Consider the following 20,393-nt stretch of genomic DNA (forward strand, 5'->3'; position numbering starts at 1 on the left):
CCGACGCCAAGGACGCGCCAAAGGACCATCATGGACAGCCAGACCCTGATCGAAGCCCTCCTGCTCGGCCTGCTGGAGGGTTTTACCGAATTCCTGCCGGTGTCCTCCACCGGCCATATCCTGCTGGCGGGGCATTTCCTCGGCTTCAATTCGACCGGCAAGGTGTTCGAGGTGCTGATCCAGCTCGGCGCCATCCTCGCCATCCTTTCCGTCTATGCGAACCGTTTCTGGGATTTCATCAGGCGCCCCGACGCCTTCGCCCGGCTGGTCGACGTCGCGGTCGGCGTGGTGGCTGCCCTGATCTGGCTGGCCGGCTGCACCTGGGAACTCCTGGTGTCGGTGTTCCGGCGCAAGCGGCCGAACCTGTTTCTGCCGCCCGAGCGCTCGTCCGACCATTCGGTCAGGCTGATGGTCGCCGTGGTGCTGGCCTTCTTGCCGGCGGCGGTGATCGGCGTGATCCTGCACGATTTCATCAAGACGGTGCTGTTCGAGACGCCGAAGCTGATCTGCATCATGCTCATCCTCGGCGGCATCGTGCTTCTGTGGATCGACCGGCTGGACCTGAAGCCGCGCGTCCACGACGCCTCCGAACTCTCCATTCCGCTGGCGCTGAAGATCGGCCTGTTCCAGTGCCTCGCCATGATCCCCGGCACCTCCCGCTCCGGCGCCACCATTGTAGGCTCGATGCTGATGGGCGTGGACAAGCGCGCGGCGGCGGAATTCTCCTTCTTCCTCGCCATGCCGACCATGCTCGGCGCTTTTACGCTCGACCTGCTCAAGAACCGCCACCTTCTGTCGGCGGCCGACTTCCCGGTCATCGCGGTCGGCTTCATCGCCGCCTTCATCACCGCCGTGATCGCCGTGCGCAGCCTGCTCGGCTATGTCTCGCGGCACGGCTACGCGCTGTTCGGCTGGTGGCGGCTGATCGTCGGCGGCCTGGGGTTGATCGCGCTGTACGTTTTCGGGTGAGCGCCCGTAAAAGCAGATCCGTCGGGCGCATGCCCCCACCCCTAACCCCTCCCCGCAAGGGGGAGGGGAAGTTGCCGCGTCCCAAGTCCCCCTCCCCCTTGCGGGGAGGGGTTAGGGGTGGGGGTTCTTGCCGGCGACTGGAGCCGCTGCAAATTCCTTTTTCGGCGGTTCCCTTACGCCTCGGCGTTGCCCGCCGTGTCGCCGCGCTGGAACTGGCCGGCGGCGCGGAAGCGCCACAGGTAGCTGGGCAGGATGGTGCCGAGCGCCTGCGGCTGGATGCCGAGGCCGGGGAGCGTGCGGCCTTCCTTGTCGGCCTTGTCCGAGACGACGTTGTGCTCGCGCAGCTGCGCCACCTGGTCGCGGGTGAGCAGCGGCTTCGGCAGCATGCCGAGGATGGAGGCCTGAAGGTTCGCCAGCCACCAGGGCACCGGCACCAGCATGCGCTTGCGGTCGACGACGGCGAGCAGTTCCTCCATGCACTGGCGGAAGGTCAGCACCTGCGGCCCGCCGAGTTCGTAGGCGCGCCCGCCGGCGACCTGCCCGTCCACCGAGCGCGCGATCGCCTCGGCGATGTCCACCGCATAGACCGGCTGGAATTTCGTCTCGCCGCCGCCGATCAGCGGCAGCACCGGCGAATAGCGCGCCATGTTGGCGAAGCGGTTGAAGAAGGTGTCTTCCGGGCCAAAGGCGACGGAGGGACGGAAGATGACGGCATCGGCAATCGTCTCCAGCACCGCCTTTTCGCCGAGCGCCTTGCTGCGCTGATAGGCGGAGGCGGATTGCGCGTCGGCGCCGAGCGCCGAGACGTGGGTCATGCCGGCGCCGACGGCGCGCGCGGCCTCCGCGACGGCGCGGGCGCCGAAGGTGTGCACGGCGCCGAAGCGCTGGCGTCCGCTCTCATGCAAAATGCCGACGAGGTTGACGACGTGGGCGGCGCCCCGGACCGCGTTGTCGACCGACCAGCGCACGCGCACATTGGCCTGCACCGGCTGGATCTGGCCGACATTGCCGAGCGGCTGCAGGTGGCCGGCGAGGTCGGGCCGGCGGCAGGCGGCGCGCACGCGGTAGCCGCGGCGGGCCAGCGCACGCACCACGTGGCGCCCGAGGAAGCCCGAGCCGCCGAAGACGACGACCAGCGGCGGTGTTTGCAGGATTTCGGTCATGGCTGGCTCCGGCAGGGCAGTTCGAGGCGTGGCTTTGCCGTTTCATAGTCGCTTTCGCGGCGAAGGCAAAGGGACTTGGACGGCCGCCGAGGGTCATCCTTCCGGCCTTGCCTCAGCCGCTGCCGCGTCAGGTATCGCTTTTGCCCAGTTCGTGGAGGAAAGACATCATCATGATCATCCGCCGGACGGCTTGCGGCGGCATGGGGCCGGCCAGGCAAACCAGGCGCGAATCCTCCAGGCGAACGTGGCAGCGGCCTTCGCGGCGGCAGGTGCGGCCTGGACAGCGTGACGGCGCCTCGTCCTCTTCCAGAGCAAGGCGCATGGCGATTCGGCAGGAGCGGGCGAACCGTTCCTTCTCGTCGTCGTCCCACTGATCGTAGGTAAGGTCGGGATCGTAGGGCAGGTCGGGATCGTATTCGCCGACGGGAGCGGCGGCTAAGGCAGGCAGGTCGTCCATGGTTGTTCCTCCGTTCCGATCGTGGGTGGTCGCCGCACCGAAGGCGGCGGAAATCGTTGCCACGCCCGGCTTGTCGCCGTCTGGCCTTTGTTCGTCGCCGCCTTCCGAATACTGGAAGCGGAAGGGAAGCGGGGCGCGGGACCGTGCCTCTTTTTGTTGTTTTTCGTGGCGCGAACCTCGCGCCCCGCCGGCCGCTTGCCTCCCCGAGGGTCGCTGCCGCTCGCGCGGCCCGCTGGCTCGGTCGAGGCCCGGACCTGGGGGTTCATCGCCCAGTGGCGCTACCGTAGCGCCACCGGCCCGGAGCCGCCGTCCTCACCCGATGTCCGGTGCGCACCGGGTTTCCCGCGAGGACGGTCAGACGATTATGGGCAAGACCGAAGTGACGGGGATAACTCGAAGCGAAAGAAATCGCCGTCGACGATGCAAGCCGTTGATCCGGCTTGACGATATCCCGGTATGCAGGAAGCGGTTGTCCGCGTCGCACCGCGCGGCCGTGGCCGAACGGTCTTCCCGCGGCTGTCCTTGAATTGGCGCGACAGGGATGGCAACCAATAGGCGAGGCTTTCAACCCTTCAGGATGCGCTGCGTGCCGACCTTTCCGTTCTCCGAAGCCGACCCGATCCGCTATCCCGGCCCGCCGCCGAAGGCGTCCGAGGTGGTCGTCATCGGCGGCGGCGTCATCGGCGTGACGACGGCGCTGTTCCTGGCGCAGCGCGGCATTCCGGTGACGCTTCTGGAAAAGGGGCGCGTCGCCGCCGAGCAGTCGTCGCGCAACTGGGGTTGGGTGCGCAAGCAGGGGCGCGACGAGGGCGAACTGCCGATCGCCATCGAGGCCGGCCGCCTGTGGCGGCAACTGGCCGGGGAATGCGGCGAGGACATCGGCCTCGTCGAGACGGGCGTGACCTATCTGGCGGAAACCGACAAGGAGTTCGCCGGCTTCGAGGATTTCATGGGGCTCGCCGCCGCCCACGACCTCGACACGCGCCTGCTCGACGGCAGCGAAACCGCCAAGCTTATTCCAGGCATGGCGCGCAAATTCGCCGGCGCGATGACGACGCCGTCCGACATGCGCGCCGAGCCGTGGCTGGCCGTGCCCGCGCTCGCCCGGCTCGCCGCCCGCAAGGGAGCGACCATCGTGGAGAACTGCGCCGTCCGCACCCTCGATATCGCGGCGGGCAAGGTCAGGGGCGTTTGGACGGAGGCAGGCTTCATCGAAGCTTCCACGGTGCTGGTCGCGGCCGGCGCGTGGTCGTCGCTGTTCCTGCGCAAGCACGGCGTCTCCATTCCGCAGCTCAGCGTCCGCTCGACCGTGGCGGCGACCGAGCCCATGCCCGAAATTCATGCGGGCGCGGCGGCGGACGAGCGCATCGCCTTCCGGCGCCGGCAGGACGGCGGCTATACGCTGGCGGCCGGCGGCGGCAGCCAGCTCCATATCGGCCCGGATGCGTTCCGGCATGCCGTCAAATACCTTCCCGCCCTGCGGGCCAACCCGTTCGGCGTCCGCTATTCCCCGGCCGCCCCGTCCGGCTATCCCGACGGCTGGACGACGCCGCGCGACTGGACAGCGGAGACGCAAACACCGTTCGAGCGGATGCGGGTGCTGAACCCGGCACCCGAACGCTCCAAGCTGCAGGCGGTGGAAAAGAATTTCGGCGCCCTTTTCCCGCAGCTCGGCAAGGTCCGCCTGAAGGCGAGCTGGGCCGGCATGATCGACGCCATGCCCGACGTGGTGCCGGTCGTCGACCGCGTCGAGGCGCTTCCCGGCCTGTTCGTCGCCACAGGCATGAGCGGCCACGGCTTCGGCATCGGTCCCGGATTCGGCCGCGTCGTCGCCGACCTGATCCAGAACAACGCGGTGGGCCACGACATGAGCCGCTTCCGCCTGTCGCGCTTCTCCGACGGCAGCGCCCTCAAGCTGGGGCCGGCGCTGTAGGGGAAGATTGCCGTTGGCGGGATTATCGCCGACGGCGGTGCCCCCACTCCGTCGCGCTTCGCGCGCCACCTCTCCCCCACATGCGTGGGGGAGAGGAAGGGTGCCAAGCTTGCGGCCGGCTTTCCTCTCCCCCGTCGAACGGGGGAGAGGTGGCTTGCGAAGCAAGACGGAGTGGGGGTCGACCTATGCACCGCCCTCAAAAAGGTAAGCGCTACTGCCCCGCCGTATAGGCCGCGATCGCCGCCATGTTGACGATGTCGCTGTCCTTGGCGTTGAGCGGCACGATCTGCACCGGCTTGTTCAGCCCGACCAGCAGCGGGCCGATGACGGTCGAGCCGCCGAGTTCCTGCAGCATCTTGGTCGAGATCGAGGCCGAGTGGAAGGCCGGCATGATGAGCACGTTGGCGGGGCCGGTGAGGCGGCAGAACGGGTATTGCTGCTGCATCAGCCGGTGGTTGAGCGCCACGTCGGCGGCCATCTCGCCGTCGTATTCGAAGTCGACGCGGCGCTTGTCGAGGATCTTCACCGCCTCCTGGATGCGCTCGGAGCGCTCGCCCTGCGGATGGCCGAAGGTGGAATAGGCGAGCATCGCCACGCGCGGCTCGTAGCCCATGCGCCGCGCGAAATTGGCCGATTCCTCGGCGATGTCGGCGATCTGCTCGGCGTTCGGCATGTCGTGCACGGCGGTGTCGGCGACGATCACCGTGCGGCCGCGCGAAAGCACGATGGAGGCGCCGATGACGCGGTGGCCGGGCTTGGCGTCGATGACGCGGCGTATGTCCTCCAGCGCGGTGGAGTAGTTGCGGGTGACGCCGGTGACGACGCCGTCGGCGTCGCCCAGCGCCACCATGCAGGCGGCGAAATGGTTGCGGTCCTGGTTGATGAGGCGCTGGCAGTCGCGCAGCAGGTAGCCCTTGCGCTGCAGGCGCTCGTAGAGGAAATCGGCGTAGATGGCGTTGCGCCGCGACAGCCGGGCGTTGATGATCTCGATGCCCGGCTTGTCGAGGTCGATGCCGGCATGCTGGGCGTTTTCGCGCATGACGTCGTCGCGGCCGAGCAGGATGGCGGTGCCGAGGCTCTGGTTGGCGTAGGCCACCGCCGCGCGCATCACCTGCTCCTCCTCGCCCTCGGCGAAGACGATGCGCTTGGGCTGGCGGCGCACGCGGTCGTAGATGCGCTGCAGGGTCGAGGCGATCGGATCGCGCCGCGCCGACAGTTCCTGTGCGTATTTGTCGAGGTTGAGGATCGGCCGGCGCGCCACGCCCGTTTCCATCGCGGCCTTCGCCACAGCAACGGGAATGGCGGAGATGAGGCGCGGATCGAACGGCACCGGGATGATGTAGTTGGCGCCGAACTTCGGCCGGTTGCCCTGGTAGGCGGCGGCCACGTCGTCGGGCACGTCCTTGCGCGCGAGATCGGCCAGCGCGTGGGCCGCGGCGATCTTCATGGCGTCGTTGATGGTGGTTGCGCGCACGTCCAGCGCGCCACGGAAGATATAGGGAAAGCCGAGCACGTTGTTGACCTGGTTCGGATAGTCCGAGCGGCCGGTCGCCATGATGGCGTCGGTGCGGATTTCGGCGACTTCCTCGGGCGTGATCTCGGGGTCGGGATTGGCCATGGCGAAGATGATCGGGTTCTTTGCCATCGATTCGACCATGGCGCGCGTCAGCGCCCCCTTGGCCGACAGGCCGAAGAAGACGTCGGCGCCTTCCATGGCGTCGGCCAGGCTGCGCGCCTCGGTCTTGACCGCATGCGCCGATTTCCACTGGTTCATGCCTTCGGTGCGGCCCTGCCAGACGACGCCCTTGGTGTCGCACAGCGTGATGTTCTCGGGCGCGAAGCCCATCGCCTTGATGAGCTCGATGCAGGCGATGCCGGCCGAACCCGCGCCGTTGCACACCAGCTTCGTCGTCTTCATGTCGCGGCCGGAAATCTCCAGCGCGTTGATGAGGCCGGCGGCCGAGATGATGGCGGTGCCGTGCTGGTCGTCATGGAAGACGGGAATGTCCATCAGTTCGCGCAGCCGTTGCTCGATGATGAAGCATTCCGGCGCCTTGATGTCCTCCAGGTTGATGCCGCCGAAGGACGGGCCGAGGAATTTCACGCAGTTGATGAACTCGTCGGCGTCCTCGGTGGCGACTTCGAGGTCGATGGAATCGACGTCGGCGAAGCGCTTGAACAGCACCGCCTTGCCTTCCATCACCGGCTTCGACGCCAGCGCGCCGAGATTGCCGAGGCCGAGGATGGCGGTGCCGTTGGAGATGACGGCGACCATGTTGCCGCGGCTGGTATAGTCGAAGGCGCGCGAGGGGTCCTCGGCGATGGCCTTGACCGGCACGGCGACGCCCGGCGAATAGGCGAGCGACAGGTCGCGCTGCGTCGCCATCGGCTTGGTCGGCACCACCTCCAGCTTGCCGGGCCGGCCCATGGCGTGGAATTCCAGGGCCTCCTCTGCGCTGACGGAGGGGCCGTCGCTGTCGGGTTTTCTGGCCATGATGCTGGTGTTTCCTCGCCTTGGAACGGCTGCCGGACATGGCGGGCCGCATTGTTTTTGTGGAGTGTCCCCGATTAAGGCTACACTTCCAACCGGTCCTGCGCCAAGCAGGGACCTTTCAGGAATTTTGGAAAGACTTTCTTGAACGACGAAACGGCCATCCAGACCGAAGGGAGTACGCCAGCCGCCATGGGCGGCGGCGCGCCGATGCCGGCTGCCGCCGTCACGCCCATGATGGAACAGTATATCGAGATCAAGACGGCGAACCCCGGTTCGCTGCTGTTCTACCGCATGGGCGATTTCTACGAGCTGTTCTTCGACGACGCGGAGAAGGCGAGCGCCGCCCTCGGCATCGTTCTGACCAAGCGCGGCAAGCACCAGGGCGCCGACATCCCGATGTGCGGCGTGCCGGTGCATGCCGCCGACGACTACCTGCAGAAGCTCATCGCGCTGGGTTTCCGCGTCGCCGTCTGCGAACAGATCGAGGATCCGGCGGAGGCGAAGAAGCGCGGCTCCAAGTCGGTCGTGCGGCGCGACGTGATCAGGCTGGTGACGCCCGGCACCATCACTGAGGACAAGCTGCTCAACGCCGCCGAATCGAATTTCCTGATGGCACTCGGGCGGGTGAAGGGCACGCCGGACGCCTATGCGCTTGCCTGGATCGACATTTCCACCGGCGCCTTCCGCGTCGCCGAGACCGATGCCGGACGGCTGCTGGCCGACATCGCCCGCGTCGATCCGCGCGAGTTGATCGTCGCCGAGCCGGTTTTCCACGATCCCGAGCTGAAACCCGTCTTCGACGGGATCGGCCGCATCGCCGAACCGCAGCCGGCGACGCTGTTCGATTCGGCCTCGGCGCCGGCGCGCATCGCCCGCTTCTATGCGGTGGCGACGCCGGATGCCTTCGGCGCCTTCTCGCGCGCCGAACTGTCGGCGATCGCGGCGGCCATCGCCTATGTCGAGAAGACACAGAAGGCCGAGCGGCCCGAACTCGCGCGGCCCGAACGCGAGGAGAACGGCTCGACGCTGTTCATCGATCCGGCGACGCGCGCCAACCTGGAAATCCTGCGCACGCTGTCGGGCTCGCGCGACGGCTCGCTGTTCAAGGCGATCGACCGCACCGTCACCGGCGGCGGCGCCCGCCTGCTGGCCGACCGGCTGACGGCGCCGCTGACGAGCCCCGACAGGATCGCGGAGCGGCTGGACTCGGTCTCCTTCTTCCGCAGCGAGCCGCGCCTTTGCCAGGCGGTGCGGCTGGCGCTGAAGGGCGTCGCCGACATGCCGCGCGCGCTGTCCAGGCTGGCGCTGAACCGCGGCGGCCCGCGCGATCTCGGCGCTTTGCAGGCCGGTTTCGAGGCCGCCCGCGCCATCGCCGAGACCTTCGCCGCCACGCCGCCGCCGGCCGAGCTCGGCGCGGCCCTTGCCGCGATCGCAGCGCTTCCCGCAGCGCTCGCCGCGCATTTCGGCCGGGCTCTGGCCGACGAATTGCCGCTGCTGAAGCGCGACGGTGGCTTCGTCCGCGCCGGCTACGACGCCGAACTGGACGAGATGCGGGCGCTGGCGTCGGAATCGCGAAAAGTCATCGCCGCCATGGAGCGCGACCTGATCGAAGAGACCGGCATCCGCTCGCTGAAGATCCGGCACAACAACGTGCTGGGCTTCTACATCGAGGTGACGGCCAACCACGCCGCCGCGCTGACCGGTTCGGACGAGGCGAAGGCGCGCTTCATCCACCGCCAGACGATGGCGAGCGCCATGCGCTTCACCACCACCGAACTCGCCGGGCTGGAAACGAAGATCGCCAACGCCGCCGACCGGGCGCTTTCCATCGAACTCGCCGTGTTCGAGACGCTGCTGCGCGAAGCAGTCGCCGAGGCCGAAAAAATCCGCGCCGGCGCCGAAGCACTGGCCGTGCTCGACGTCTCGGCCGCGCTTGCTTTGCTCTCCGAAAGCGAGGACTGGTGCCGGCCGCAGGTGGATTCGTCCCTCGCCTTCGCGGTGGAGGGCGGTCGTCATCCGGTGGTTGAGCAGGCGCTGCGCCGCTCCGGTGAGGGGCCGTTCGTCGCCAACGACTGCGACCTGTCGCCCGAAGGCGACAGGGAGGCCGGCGCCATCTGGCTGCTGACCGGGCCGAACATGGGCGGCAAGTCGACCTTCCTGCGCCAGAATGCGCTGATCGCCATCCTCGCCCAGATGGGTTCCTTCGTCCCCGCCGCGCGCGCGCATATCGGCGTGGTCGACCGGCTGTTCTCCCGCGTCGGCGCCTCCGACGACCTGGCGCGCGGCCGCTCCACCTTCATGGTCGAGATGGTGGAGACGGCGGCGATCCTCAACCAGGCCGGCGAGCGCGCGCTGGTGATCCTCGACGAGATCGGCCGCGGCACCGCCACCTTCGACGGCCTGTCCATCGCCTGGGCGGCGGTTGAGTATCTTCACACAATCAATCGCTGCCGGGCGATCTTCGCCACCCATTTCCACGAGATGACGGCGCTCAGCAACAAGCTCGGCCGCCTCCACAACGTCACCATGCGGGTGAAGGAATGGGAGGGCGACGTCGTCTTCCTGCACGAGGTCGGCAAGGGCGCGGCGGACCGCAGCTACGGCGTGCAGGTGGCGCGTCTGGCCGGCCTGCCCGAGGCCGTGGTGGCGCGGGCGAAGGAGGTGCTGCGCCAGCTTGAGGAAGGCGAGGTGGCCGGCAAGACCGACCGGCTGGTCGACGACCTGCCGCTGTTTTCCGTCGCGGTGAAGCGCGAGGCGCCAAGGCCCGCCGCGCCGCAGAAGGCCGATAGACTGGGCGAAGCGCTCGCCGCCCTGCACCCCGACGAAATGACCCCGCGCGAGGCGCTGGAGGCGCTGTACAGGCTGAAGGGAATGGCGGGGGAGTAGGGCGCGAGCCAAGGCCAGGTTTCGACTGTCGGCGCCGCCCCTCACCTGCCTGCCGGCATCCTCTCCCCGTAAACGGGGCGAGGAAGACTAGCCGCACCGCCGCGCCAATTCTGCACCGATGGCGATTGGCGAAGGCAGCGGCGACAGCGTGCCTCTCCCCGTTTACGGGAAGAGGATGGCGGCAGCCAGGTGAGGGGCGGCGTCGACGGTTGAAAAGGGTCCTACCACACCGCCCCCGGAAACGCCCCGAGCGGGAATTTCAGGTAGCGCTTGCCGTTGGCTTCCGGTTCCGGCAGGCGGCCGCCGCGTATGTTCACCTGCAGCGCGTGCAGGATCAGCTTCGGCATCGGCAGGGTTTTGTCGCGCGTCTCGCGCAACGCGACAAATGCCTGCTCGTCCTTGCCGGCGAGGTGGGTGTTGGCGCGCTTCTGTTCGCCGACCGTGCTTTCCCATTTCGGCGCCCGCCCACCCGGTTGGTAGTCGTGCCCGGTGAACAGCCGCGTCTCGTCCGGCAGCGCCAGGATTGCCTGGATCGAGCCCCACAGCGCCCTGGCGCTGCCACCGGGGAAATCCGCCCGCGCGGTGCCGGAATCCGGCATGAAGATGGTGTCGTGCACGAAGGCGGCGTCGCCCACGACATAGGTGATCGAGGCCAGCGTGTGGCCGGGCGAGAACAGCACCCGGCCTTCCAGCGAACCGATGTGGAAGGTGTCGCCGGCGGCAAACAGCCGGTCCCAGTACGAGCCGTCCGTCTTCAATTCCGGCCAGTTGTAGATGTCCTTCCACAGCGCCTGCACGGCGGTGATGTTGGCGCCGATGGCGGTTGGCGCGCCGGTCCTGCCTTTGAGATAGTGCGCGGCGGAGAAATGGTCGGCATGGGGATGCGTGTCGAGGATCCACTCGACCGTCAGCCCTTCCTTCTCGACATGGGCGAGCAGCGCGTCGGCGCTGGTCGTGGCGATGGCGCCGGATTTTTCGTCGAAATCGAGGACGGGGTCGATGAGCGCGCAGCGCTTGGTCGCCGGGTCCGTCACCACATACTGGATGGAGAAGGTGCGCGGATCGTAGAAGCCGGTCACCTCCGGCACACGTTTCGCCTCGCGCGCCAGCCAGCGCGCCGCGCCCGATAGGTCGAAGCCGTGCGCCTTGCCGAAGGCCTCGACCTCCTCGGCCTTCATGCGTCCGTCCAGCACCTCGGCCAGCGCATAGAGCGTCAGCGCCCGCGTGCCGCCCTTGCAATGGGCATAGACCGGCCCGTCCGAGCGCTGCATCAGGCCGCGGAAAGCCTCGACGTCGGCCCTGCCGATGGTCGGCCCGGTGACCGGCACGAAGCCGTAGGCCATGCGCGCGCCCGCCGCCGCCGTCCGCTCTGTCGCGTTGCCCGGCTGGCCGGGTTCCTCGCCGTCCGGGCGCAGGTTGACGAGGGTGGAAAAACCCCTGGCGGCGATGTCGCGAAACGCCTGCGGGTCCGGCTGGCCGGCGACCGTCAGCCGGTCCGTGATCTTCACCTCGCTCATAGCCTTCCCCCTCGCATGGATTCGCTCATATGGATTCACGACGGCCATCATAGCCCATCGCGGTGCGCCGGCCAGTTTGAAGTGGCGGACGGACTGCGAGGACGAAAAATCTCGGCTGTGTCGGTTTTCGTGCCGGCCCTGCGTCCTAGGTTATCCGTAACCACAGGAGGACCGTCATGCAGTCTCTTGCTTCCGCCAAGGAACTGGCCGAGCGCAACGCCTATCGCATCGCCGGCGAAAGCGCCGAATACCGCAGGGCGCGCACCGCGCTGCTGGCCGAGGAGATCGACCTGCGCCGCCATATCGAGCGCGTCGCCGAGCAGCGGCGGATGCTGCCGCCGGGCGCCGAGATCGAGAAGGACTATGTGTTCGAGGGCGAGAACGGCCCCGCGCATTTCGCCGACCTGTTCGGCGACCACGACACGCTGGTGATCTACACCTACATGTTCGGACCGGAGCGGGCGCGGCCTTGCCCGATGTGCACGGCGCTGGTCGGCGCGCTGGCCGCCAATGCCGCCGATATCCGGCAACGCGTGGCGCTGGCCGTGGTGGCGCGCTCGCCGGTCGAGCGGCTCTACGCCTTTGCAAAGGAGCGCGGCTGGAAGAACCTGCCGCTCTACAGCGACACGACCGAGGAATTCGGCCGCGATTTCGGCAGCTGGACCGCCGAAGGCGACATGCCGGGCTATCACGTCTTCACCCGGCGCGACGGCACGATCCGGCATTTCTGGTCGGGCGAGATGGGCGGCGAGACCGCCGATCCGGGACAGGACCCGCGCGGCGCACCTGACTTCACGCCGCTGTGGAACGTGCTCGACACGACGCCCGCGGGACGCGACCCGCACTGGTATCCGAAGGTGGATTACTGAGGCCGTGCCGGCGGCGGCGAAAGGCTAGTCCTTTACATATTGCGCTTCGCCGTTGCCGAACGACCAGTCGATCAGTTCGTTCTCGGTGAGCACGATCATCACGTCCTGCCTGCGCACGCCGAACCGGGCATGGAGGTTGTCGGCGATGGCGCGGTAGAGCGCCTTCTTCTTCTCGACCGTCCGCCCGCCGCGCATGGTGATCTCGATGATCAGCGCGCCGGCGCCCCGCTCGATACCGAGATAGGTCGGGTCGATGACCAGCCGCCCGGCCGGATAGTCGGCAATGACGTGGAAGCGGTCGGCCGCCGGCACGTCGATGGTCGCCACCATGGCGTCCTGCACGGCGTCGGAAACGCCTTTGGCGAAGCCGGCATCCTTGCCGGCGGGGAGGGAAATGCGCACCATGGGCATGACGGATCCTTTCGCTCTTGTTGAGTCACCGGCAGATGGGCGCGGGAACGCCGAAGTTGATGAAGCCAGACAGCGGAGCCGGTCGAGCCAGACGCGCAGGGTTCAGATCATCTCCAGCGGGCTTTTGCGTCCCGGCGGAGGAAAGGCGCGGTCGAGGTCGGCGAGATCGTCGGCCGAAAGCGCGATGTCCAGCGCCGCCACGTTCTGGCGTACATGCTCGGGCTGCACCGCCTTGGGGATGGCGATGATGCCGTCCTGCGCCAGCACCCAAGCGAGCGCGATCTGGGCGGCGCTCGCGCCGTGGCGGGCGGCGACGGCGTCCAGCCGGGCGTTGCGGGCGAGCCTGCCCTGTTCGACCGGCGAATAGGCCATGACTGGCATGGAGCGCTGCCGACACCAGGGCAGGAGGTCGAATTCCGGGCCGCGGCGGGAGAGGTTGTAGAGCACCTGGTCGGTCTGGCACCGGTTGCCGGCCGGCAGGCCGGCAAGGTCTTCCATCTCGTCGGCGTCGAGGTTCGACACGCCCCAGTGACGGATCTTGCCGTCGCGCTTCAGCGCTTCCAGCGCCTCGACAGTTTCGGATAGCGGTACTGAACCCATCCAGTGCAGCAGATAGAGGTCGATGCGGTCTGTGGAGAGGTTCTTGAGACTGCGCTCGCAGGCGGCGACCGTGCCGCGCCGCGAGGCGTTGGACGGCAGCACCTTGGAAACGATGAAGACCGCGTCGCGCCGGCCCGCGACGGCCTCGCCCACGACGCGCTCGGAGCCGCCGGAACCGTACATCTCGGCCGTGTCGATCAGCGTCACGCCAAGGTCGAGGCCGAGCCGCAGCGCCGCCACCTCATCGGAAAAGCGGCTTTTGTCCTCGCCCATGCGCCATGTGCCGAGGCCGAGCGTCGGCACGGCTTCGCCACTGGGCAGTGTGGTGGTCTTCATCGGCATCGGCGGGCTCCGAGACTGAGGCGGGTCAGGAGCAAAGATACCGCACGGGGAGATTTGGGCCAGTGTCTTGGGAACTACTGGGAGGTCATCGGCTTCCGCCCGATTCTGACCGTCGTGCACCCCCACCCCTGTCCCCTCCCCGCAAGGGGGAGGGAGACGCCGACACCGCCGGTTCACTCAAAGTCGGCAACGTCAGTCGACTGTGGGAGCGCCGTCGCAAAGTCCCCCTCCCCCTTGCGGGGAGGGGTTAGGGGTGGGGGTACTGCGCCGTACGGAAGCTGATATCCTCTCATTTTTCTCCATGCGCCTTTAGCCAGTCCTGCATCTGCCTGATCTCGGCTTCCTGCGCCTTGATGACGGCCTCGGCCAGCTTGCGGATCTCCGGGTCCTTGCCGTGCTCCAGCACGATCCTGGCCATGTCGATGGCGCCCTGGTGGTGCGGGATCATGCCGCGCACGAAATCGGCGTCGGCGTCGCCGGTGTAGGCCATCGCCATCATGTCTGCGTGCATCTTGTCCATCGCCGCCTTGTAGGCTTCGGTCGAGGGGCTGTCCGCCTGCATCGACATGGTGCCCATGTCGTGGCCGCTGTGGCTCTCCTCGGCCGGCACGGTTTCGATGAACGTGGCGAGCAGCATGCCGGCCGCCGTGGCGGCGAGCACGATCTTCTTCGTCCTGGTCATGGTGTCTTTCCTTTTCTGCTTCTTCTTGGGGGGAGGATCACAGTTTCAGCGCGCGCAGGCGCAGCGCGTTGGCGATCACCGACACCGACGACAGGCTCATGGCCGCCGCCGCCAGCATCGGCGACAGCAGCGTGCCGGTGAGCGGATAGAGCACGCCGGCCGCCACCGGCACGCCGAGCACGTTGTAGAGGAAGGCGAAGCCGAGGTTCTGCTTGATGTTGCTCAGCGCGCCTTCGGCCAGCCGCCGCGCCCTGACGATGCCGGCGAGGTCGCCCTTGACCAGCGTGATGCCGGCGCTTTCCACGGCGACGTCCGCGCCGCTGCCCATGGCGATGCCGACGTCCGCCGCGGCCAGCGCCGGCGCGTCGTTGACGCCGTCGCCGGCCATGGCGACGATACCGCCGCGCTTGCGCAGTTCATCGATCAGCGCCGCCTTCTGCTCCGGCAGCAGGCCGGCGCGCACCTGCGCGATGCCGAGCTTGCCGGCGATCGCCTTGGCCGTCAGCTGATTGTCGCCGGTGGCCATGACGACGTCGATCTCGAGCGCCTTCAGCGCTTCGATCGCGCCGGCGGCACTCTCCTTGATCGGATCGGCGACCGCCACCAGCCCGGCCGCACGGCCGTCGACGGCGACGAACATCGCCGTCCTGCCGTCGGCCTGCAGCGCCTCGGCCTTCTGCTTGAGGTTGCCGGCATCGATGCCGAGGTCGGCCATGAGTGCCGCATTGCCGAGCGCGACCTTGCGGCCGGAGACGGTGCCGGTGACGCCCTTGCCGGTGACGGCCTCGAAATCGGAGGCGGCCGCGACGGTCAGGCCGCGCGCCTCGGCACCCTGCACGATTGCCTCCGCCAGCGGATGCTCGGAGCCTTTCTCCAGCCCGGCGGCGAGCGCCAGCAACTCGTCCTCGGCGATGCCGTCGGCGACCACCTCGGTCAGCTTCGGCTTGCCCTCGGTCAGCGTGCCGGTCTTGTCGACCACCAGCGTGGTGACGGCGGCGAGCCGTTCGAGGGCGGCCGCATCGCGCACCAGCACGCCGGCATGCGCGCCGCGCCCGGTGGCGATCATCACCGACATCGGCGTCGCCAGGCCCAGCGCACAGGGACAGGCGATGATCAGCACCGAGACGGCCGAGACGATGGCGAAGGTCAGCCCGTAGCCGGCCAGCAGCCAGACGGTGAAGGCGGCCAGCGCCACCAGCACCACCGCCGGCACGAAGTAGAAGGAGACGCGGTCGGCCAGCCCCTGGATCGGCGCGCGGCTGCGCTGCGCGGTGGCGACCAGTTCGACGATGCGCGACAGCGTCGTCTCCGCGCCGACGCGCTCGGCCTGCATCACCAGCGTGCCGTTGCGGTTCAGCGTGCCGCCGGTGAGTGCCTCGCCCGGCACCTTCTCCACCGGCACCGGCTCGCCGGTGATCATCGATTCGTCGACGGACGAGCGGCCTTCCAGCACGCTGCCGTCCACCGGCACGGCCTCGCCGGGGCGCACGCGCAGCCGGTCGCCGGTCTTCACCTCGTCCAGCGGCACGTCGGTCTCGGAGCCGTCGGCGGCGATGCGCCGCGCCGTCTTCGGCGCCAGGTCGAGCAGGGCGCGGATGGCCGAGCCGGTCTTCTCGCGCGCCTTCAGTTCCAGCACCTGGCCGAGGAAGACCAGCGCGACGATGACGGCGGAAGCCTCGAAATAGACCGGCACGGCGCCGCTATGGCCGCGCATCTCGTGCGGGAAGAGGTCGGGGAACAGGATGGCGACGACGCTGTAAAGGTAAGCCGCGCCGACGCCGAGCGAGATCAGCGTCCACATGTTGGGGCTGCGGTTGACGACGGACGCCCAGCCGCGGCGGAAGAAGGGAAGGGCTGCCCACAACACCACCGGCGTCGCCAGCATCAGTTCCAGCCAGCCGGCCAGCGGCTCGCCGATCCAGTCACGCACGGGCAGGCCCAGCATCGGCCCCATGGCGACGACCAGAAGCGGGATCGACAGTGCGGCACTCACCCAGAAACGGCGGGTGAAGTCGATCAGTTCGGGATTCGGCCCTTCCTCGCCGGTCGGCACGCCCATCGGCTCCAGCGCCATGCCGCAGATCGGGCAGTCGCCGGGGCCGTCGCGGACGATTTCCGGGTGCATCGGGCAGGTGTATTTCGTCCCCTTCGGCGCGGGCACCGGGGCTGGGCGGCCGTCGCGGTATTTTTCCGGATCGGCCTCGAATTTCTTCATGCAGCCTTCGGAGCAGAAATAGTGCTTCTGCCCCTCGTGCTTGAGGAAATGCCGGGCCGTGGCGCGGTCCACCTTCATGCCGCAGACAGGGTCGGTTGCCGTGAGATAATCCTGCGGCGCCGCCTCGAACTTGGTCCGGCAGCCCTGGCTGCAGAAATGGAAGGTACGGCCGTCGTGCTCGGTGGTCGGCTTGGCCGAAGCCGGATCGACCGTCATGCCGCAGACGGGATCGCGGACGACGGCGGGCGCCTCGGCGGCGGGGGCCGAACAGCACGAATCGCCGTCCGCCTTTGCATGGCTGCCGCAGCAGCCGCCGTCGCCGTGCGAGTGGCTGTGGTCATGGCCGTGCGTATGTTCGTGGTCGTGCCCGTGAGCATGGTTGTGCCCGTGGTCGTGCTTATGCGAATGCGTCATGTCAGTCGTCCGGATTTCTCGATTTCACCGGAGATAGGGCTTCCAGTCACTGGAAGGTCAAGGGGTGATTTTTGAAGGCGGCGGACTTTTTTCACCGATCGCTCAGCCGTCCTCGCATCAACTCTCCGGTAAGAGTCGGCCGCCTATGGCGCATGCCCCTCTCCGTCGCGCTTCGCGCGCCACCTCTCCCCAGAGGGGCGAGGAACCCAAGCTGGAAAAGTGCCGGCATCGCAGCAGCAGTTCCTCCCCCTATTGGGGGGAGGTGGCGCCGCGAAGCGGCGACGGAGCGGGGTAGCGCCCTATACGGCGGCACGGCCTTGTGAGCAGAGAGGCACCCGCCTGCAATCGCCCGCCGAACGCCCATACCCAGCGCCGCCGAAACAGTTTATACACCGCGCCGGACGAAACGAACCCGGCCGGTATATGGCGAAACTTCCCCTCAGGCTCGAGGAACTGATCGACGGCGAGGCCTTGCGCTGCGACCTGACCGCGCTGACGGCCGAGACGCAGGGCGACGGTTCTTCGTCGGCGGTGCGCGCCGCCGTTTTGAGCCTCCTGAAACAGTATCGTGCCGCCGGGCGCCGCACCGCCGAGCTGATGCTGATGGAGGACGGCGGCGGCATCGCCTGCGCGGCGCGGCTGTCGCATGTCATGGACGAGATCGTGCGCGCCCTCTACGATTTCGCCGTCACCCACGTCTATCGCACCCGCAACCCTTCGGCGGCCGAGCGCATGGCCATCGTCGCCGTCGGCGGCTATGGCCGCGGCACGCTGGCGCCGGGCTCCGATATCGACCTGTTGTTCCTGCTGCCCTACAAGCAGACGCCGTGGGGCGAGCAGGTCGTCGAATACATGCTCTACATGCTGTGGGACATGGGGCTGAAGGTCGGCCACGCCACCCGCAACATCGACGAATGCCTGAGGCTGGCGCGCGGCGACATCACCATCTCCACAGCACTTCTGGAAGCGCGCTTCCTGTGGGGCGAGGAGCCGCTCTACGACGAGATGGTGCGGCGCTTCGACCACGAGGTGGTGCGCGTCACCGGGCCGGAATACGTCCAGGCCAAGCTCGCCGAGCGCGACGCCCGCCACGCCAAGGGCGGCGAGAGCCGTTACGTGGTCGAGCCCAACGTCAAGGACGGCAAGGGCGGCCTGCGCGACCTGCAGACGCTCTATTGGATCGGCAAGTATTTCTATCGCGTGCCGACCGGCGCCGAGCTGGTGGAGAAGGGCGTCTTCACCGGCGCCGAATACCGCGAATTCGTCAAGGCCGACGACTTCCTGTGGGCAGTGCGCTGCCACATGCATTTCCTCACCGGCAAGGCGGAGGAGCGCCTGCATTTCGACATCCAGCGCGAGATCGCCGAACGGCTGGGCTACACCAGCCACCCCGGCCTGTCGGCGGTCGAGCGTTTCATGAAGCACTATTTCCTCATCGCCAAGGACGTCGGCGATTTGACCCGCATCTTCTGCGCCGCGCTCGAGGAAGAGCAGGCCAAGCATGTGCCGGGCTTCAACCGCCTGATCGCCGGCTTCTCGCGCCGCAAGCGTAAGCTCGCCGGCACGTCCGACTTCATCGTCGACAACGAGCGCATCAACATCGCCGACGAGGAGGTCTTCCGGCGCGATCCGGTCAACATGCTGAGGCTGTTCTGGTTCGCCGACAAGCACGGGCTGGAATACCATCCCGACGCCCTGAAGCTGCTCACCCGCTCGCTCGGCCTCGTCGACAGGACGCTGCGCCGCGACCCGGAAGCCAACCGGCTGTTCCTCGACGTCCTGACCTCCGACCGCAACCCCGAACTGAACCTCAGGCGCATGAACGAAGCCGGCCTGCTCGGCCGGCTGATCCCCGATTTCGGCAAGATCGTCGCCATGATGCAGTTCAACATGTACCACCACTACACGGTGGACGAGCACCTGATCCGCTGCATCGGCGTGCTGGCCGAGATCGAGCACGGCGATTCGCAAGATATCCATCCGCTGTCGCATTCGCTCATGCCCGGCCTGAAGAAGCGCCGCGAGGCGCTCTACGTCGCGGTCCTCCTGCACGATATCGCCAAGGGCAGGCCGGAGGACCATTCGACGGCCGGCGCGAAGATCGCGCGGCGCATCTGCCCGCATATGGGCCTGTCGGCTGCCGACACCGAAACGGTGGCCTGGCTGGTGGAAAACCACCTTCTCATGTCGATGACGGCACAGACGCGCGACCTGAACGACCGCAAGACCATCACCGATTTCGCCGACGTCGTGCAGTCGGTGGAGCGGCTGAAGCTGCTGCTCATCCTGACCGTCTGCGATATCCGCGGCGTCGGGCCGGGCGTCTGGAACGGCTGGAAGGGCCAGCTCCTGCGCAACCTCTACTACGAGACGGAGCTGCTGCTTACCGGCGGCTTCTCCGAACTGTCGCGCGCCGAACGCGCCGTCGCCGCGCGCGAAAACCTCGCCGGGGCGCTGGCCGCGTGGCCGGAAGCGGAGCGCCGTCGCATCGTCAGGCTGCACTACGAGAACTACCTGCTCACCGTCGATCTGGCCGACCAGCTGCGCCATGCCGAATTCATCCGAGAGGCGGACGCTGCCGGCCGGAAGCTCGCCACCATGGTCAAGACGCACCAGTTCGAGGCCGTCACCGAGATCACCGTGCTGGCGCAGGACCATCCGCGCCTCTTGTCCGTCATCGCCGGCGCCTGCGCGGCGGCCGGCGGCAACATCGTCGACGCGCAGATCTTCACCACTTCGGACGGCAGGGCGCTGGACACCATCCTGATCAACCGCGAATTCGAGCACGACGAGGACGAGCACCGCCGCGCCATGCGCGTCGGCAAGCTGATCGAGGACATGCTGTCGGGCAAGGCTTTCCTGCCGGAGATGATCGAGAAGCGCACGAGGCCGAAGCGCGGCCAGAAGGTGTTCCGCATCCCGCCGCGCGCGGCGATCCGCAACGCGCTGTCGAACCGCTTCTCCGTCGTCGAGGTGGAAGGGCTGGACCGGCCCGGCCTCTTGTCGGAGATCACCGGCACGCTGTCCGACCTGTCGCTCGACATCGCCTCCGCCCACATCACCACCTTCGGCGAGAAGGTCATCGACACCTTCTACGTGACCGACCTGACCGGCCAGAAGATCGAGGGCGCCGCGCGCGAGAAATCCATCCGCCAGCGGCTCATCGCCACGCTGGAGGGCAAACCTGCGATGGCCAGGGCGAAGGCGGCGGCGGAATGAGGAGCGGTTCGCGAAGCGAACGAAAAGCCCCTGAATGGGCTTTTCGAGCGACGAATGCCCTGAGCCGTAGCGAAGGGCTAGTTGTGCCGTTCCTCTCCCCCCTTGAGGGGGAGATGTCGCCAAAGGCGACAGAGGGGGTCGGCGGAGGCAGCGCTCGGGGTAAAAAAATGGTGTGCTCTACGACCAGCGACCCCTCCCGACCCGCTGCGCGGGCCACCCTCC

General features: G+C 67.9%; 13 protein-coding genes. 5 read left to right on the plus strand and 8 right to left on the minus strand.

What is annotated here, in order from left to right; genetic code table 11:
* The first annotated feature begins 30 nt into the window (after positions 1-30).
* Positions 31-969 (plus strand): undecaprenyl-diphosphate phosphatase, encoded by a 939-nt coding sequence (locus E6C48_RS04250; RefSeq protein ID WP_136354376.1) that lies wholly within the window; start codon positions 31-33, stop codon positions 967-969.
* A gap of 173 nt (positions 970-1,142) precedes the next feature.
* Here the strand turns inward: E6C48_RS04250 and E6C48_RS04255 are convergent, their stop codons facing one another.
* Positions 1,143-2,132 carry a complex I NDUFA9 subunit family protein gene (locus E6C48_RS04255; RefSeq protein WP_136354377.1) on the minus strand — a complete coding sequence of 330 codons (990 nt, stop codon included), beginning with the start codon at positions 2,130-2,132 and terminating at the stop codon, positions 1,143-1,145.
* Positions 2,133-2,259: 127 nt separating this feature from the next.
* Positions 2,260-2,589 carry a hypothetical protein gene (locus tag E6C48_RS04260; RefSeq protein ID WP_136354379.1) on the minus strand — a complete coding sequence of 110 codons (330 nt, stop codon included), beginning with the start codon at positions 2,587-2,589 and terminating at the stop codon, positions 2,260-2,262.
* Positions 2,590-3,175: 586 nt separating this feature from the next.
* Between E6C48_RS04260 and E6C48_RS04265 the strand changes: the two genes are divergently transcribed.
* Positions 3,176-4,522 (plus strand): NAD(P)/FAD-dependent oxidoreductase, encoded by a 1,347-nt coding sequence (locus tag E6C48_RS04265; protein ID WP_136354381.1) that lies wholly within the window; start codon positions 3,176-3,178, stop codon positions 4,520-4,522.
* A 211-nt stretch (positions 4,523-4,733) separates the two neighbouring features.
* Here E6C48_RS04265 and E6C48_RS04270 read toward each other — a convergent pair whose 3' ends face one another.
* On the minus strand, positions 4,734-7,016 hold the full coding sequence (locus tag E6C48_RS04270) for an NADP-dependent malic enzyme (RefSeq protein ID WP_136354383.1): 2,283 nt from the start codon (positions 7,014-7,016) through the stop codon (positions 4,734-4,736).
* Between the two features lie 189 nt (positions 7,017-7,205).
* Between E6C48_RS04270 and mutS the strand changes: the two genes are divergently transcribed.
* Positions 7,206-9,902: a DNA mismatch repair protein MutS gene (gene mutS, locus E6C48_RS04275; RefSeq protein ID WP_136354992.1), complete on the plus strand. Its 2,697-nt coding sequence runs from the start codon at positions 7,206-7,208 to the stop codon at positions 9,900-9,902.
* 221 nt (positions 9,903-10,123) lie between these two features.
* Here mutS and blh read toward each other — a convergent pair whose 3' ends face one another.
* Positions 10,124-11,419 carry a bifunctional sulfur transferase/dioxygenase Blh gene (gene blh / locus E6C48_RS04280; RefSeq protein WP_136354385.1) on the minus strand — a complete coding sequence of 432 codons (1,296 nt, stop codon included), beginning with the start codon at positions 11,417-11,419 and terminating at the stop codon, positions 10,124-10,126.
* A gap of 176 nt (positions 11,420-11,595) precedes the next feature.
* Here blh and E6C48_RS04285 point away from each other — a divergent pair, with 176 nt between their 5' ends.
* Complete coding sequence (locus E6C48_RS04285) at positions 11,596-12,288, plus strand: DUF899 family protein (RefSeq protein WP_136354387.1); 693 nt, start codon at positions 11,596-11,598, stop codon at positions 12,286-12,288.
* A gap of 24 nt (positions 12,289-12,312) precedes the next feature.
* Here E6C48_RS04285 and E6C48_RS04290 read toward each other — a convergent pair whose 3' ends face one another.
* The 4 genes from E6C48_RS04290 to E6C48_RS04305 all read right to left on the minus strand — a co-directional run bounded on the left by E6C48_RS04290 (position 12,313) and on the right by E6C48_RS04305 (position 16,952).
* Positions 12,313-12,699, minus strand: coding sequence for a tautomerase family protein (locus E6C48_RS04290; protein WP_136354389.1), 387 nt, complete (start codon positions 12,697-12,699; stop codon positions 12,313-12,315).
* A 102-nt stretch (positions 12,700-12,801) separates the two neighbouring features.
* The gene (locus E6C48_RS04295) at positions 12,802-13,641 is read right to left on the minus strand and encodes an aldo/keto reductase (RefSeq protein ID WP_136354391.1); all 840 of its coding nucleotides are present in this window, start codon (positions 13,639-13,641) and stop codon (positions 12,802-12,804) included.
* A gap of 289 nt (positions 13,642-13,930) precedes the next feature.
* On the minus strand, positions 13,931-14,323 hold the full coding sequence (copM, locus tag E6C48_RS04300; RefSeq protein ID WP_136354393.1) for a CopM family metallochaperone: 393 nt from the start codon (positions 14,321-14,323) through the stop codon (positions 13,931-13,933).
* 37 nt (positions 14,324-14,360) lie between these two features.
* A complete protein-coding gene (locus tag E6C48_RS04305) occupies positions 14,361-16,952 on the minus strand; it encodes a heavy metal translocating P-type ATPase (RefSeq protein WP_136354396.1) in 2,592 nt (863 codons plus the stop codon).
* Between the two features lie 423 nt (positions 16,953-17,375).
* On the opposite strand from E6C48_RS04305, the gene E6C48_RS04310 reads away from it, so the two are divergent.
* Entirely contained in the window at positions 17,376-20,171 is a 2,796-nt protein-coding gene (locus tag E6C48_RS04310; protein WP_136354398.1) for a [protein-PII] uridylyltransferase, read from the plus strand.
* Positions 20,172-20,393: the final 222 nt, after the last annotated feature.

Origin of the sequence: Ollibium composti (genome assembly GCF_004801285.1) — a bacterium.
In the GTDB taxonomy this organism is placed as follows: domain Bacteria; phylum Pseudomonadota; class Alphaproteobacteria; order Rhizobiales; family Rhizobiaceae; genus Mesorhizobium; species Mesorhizobium composti.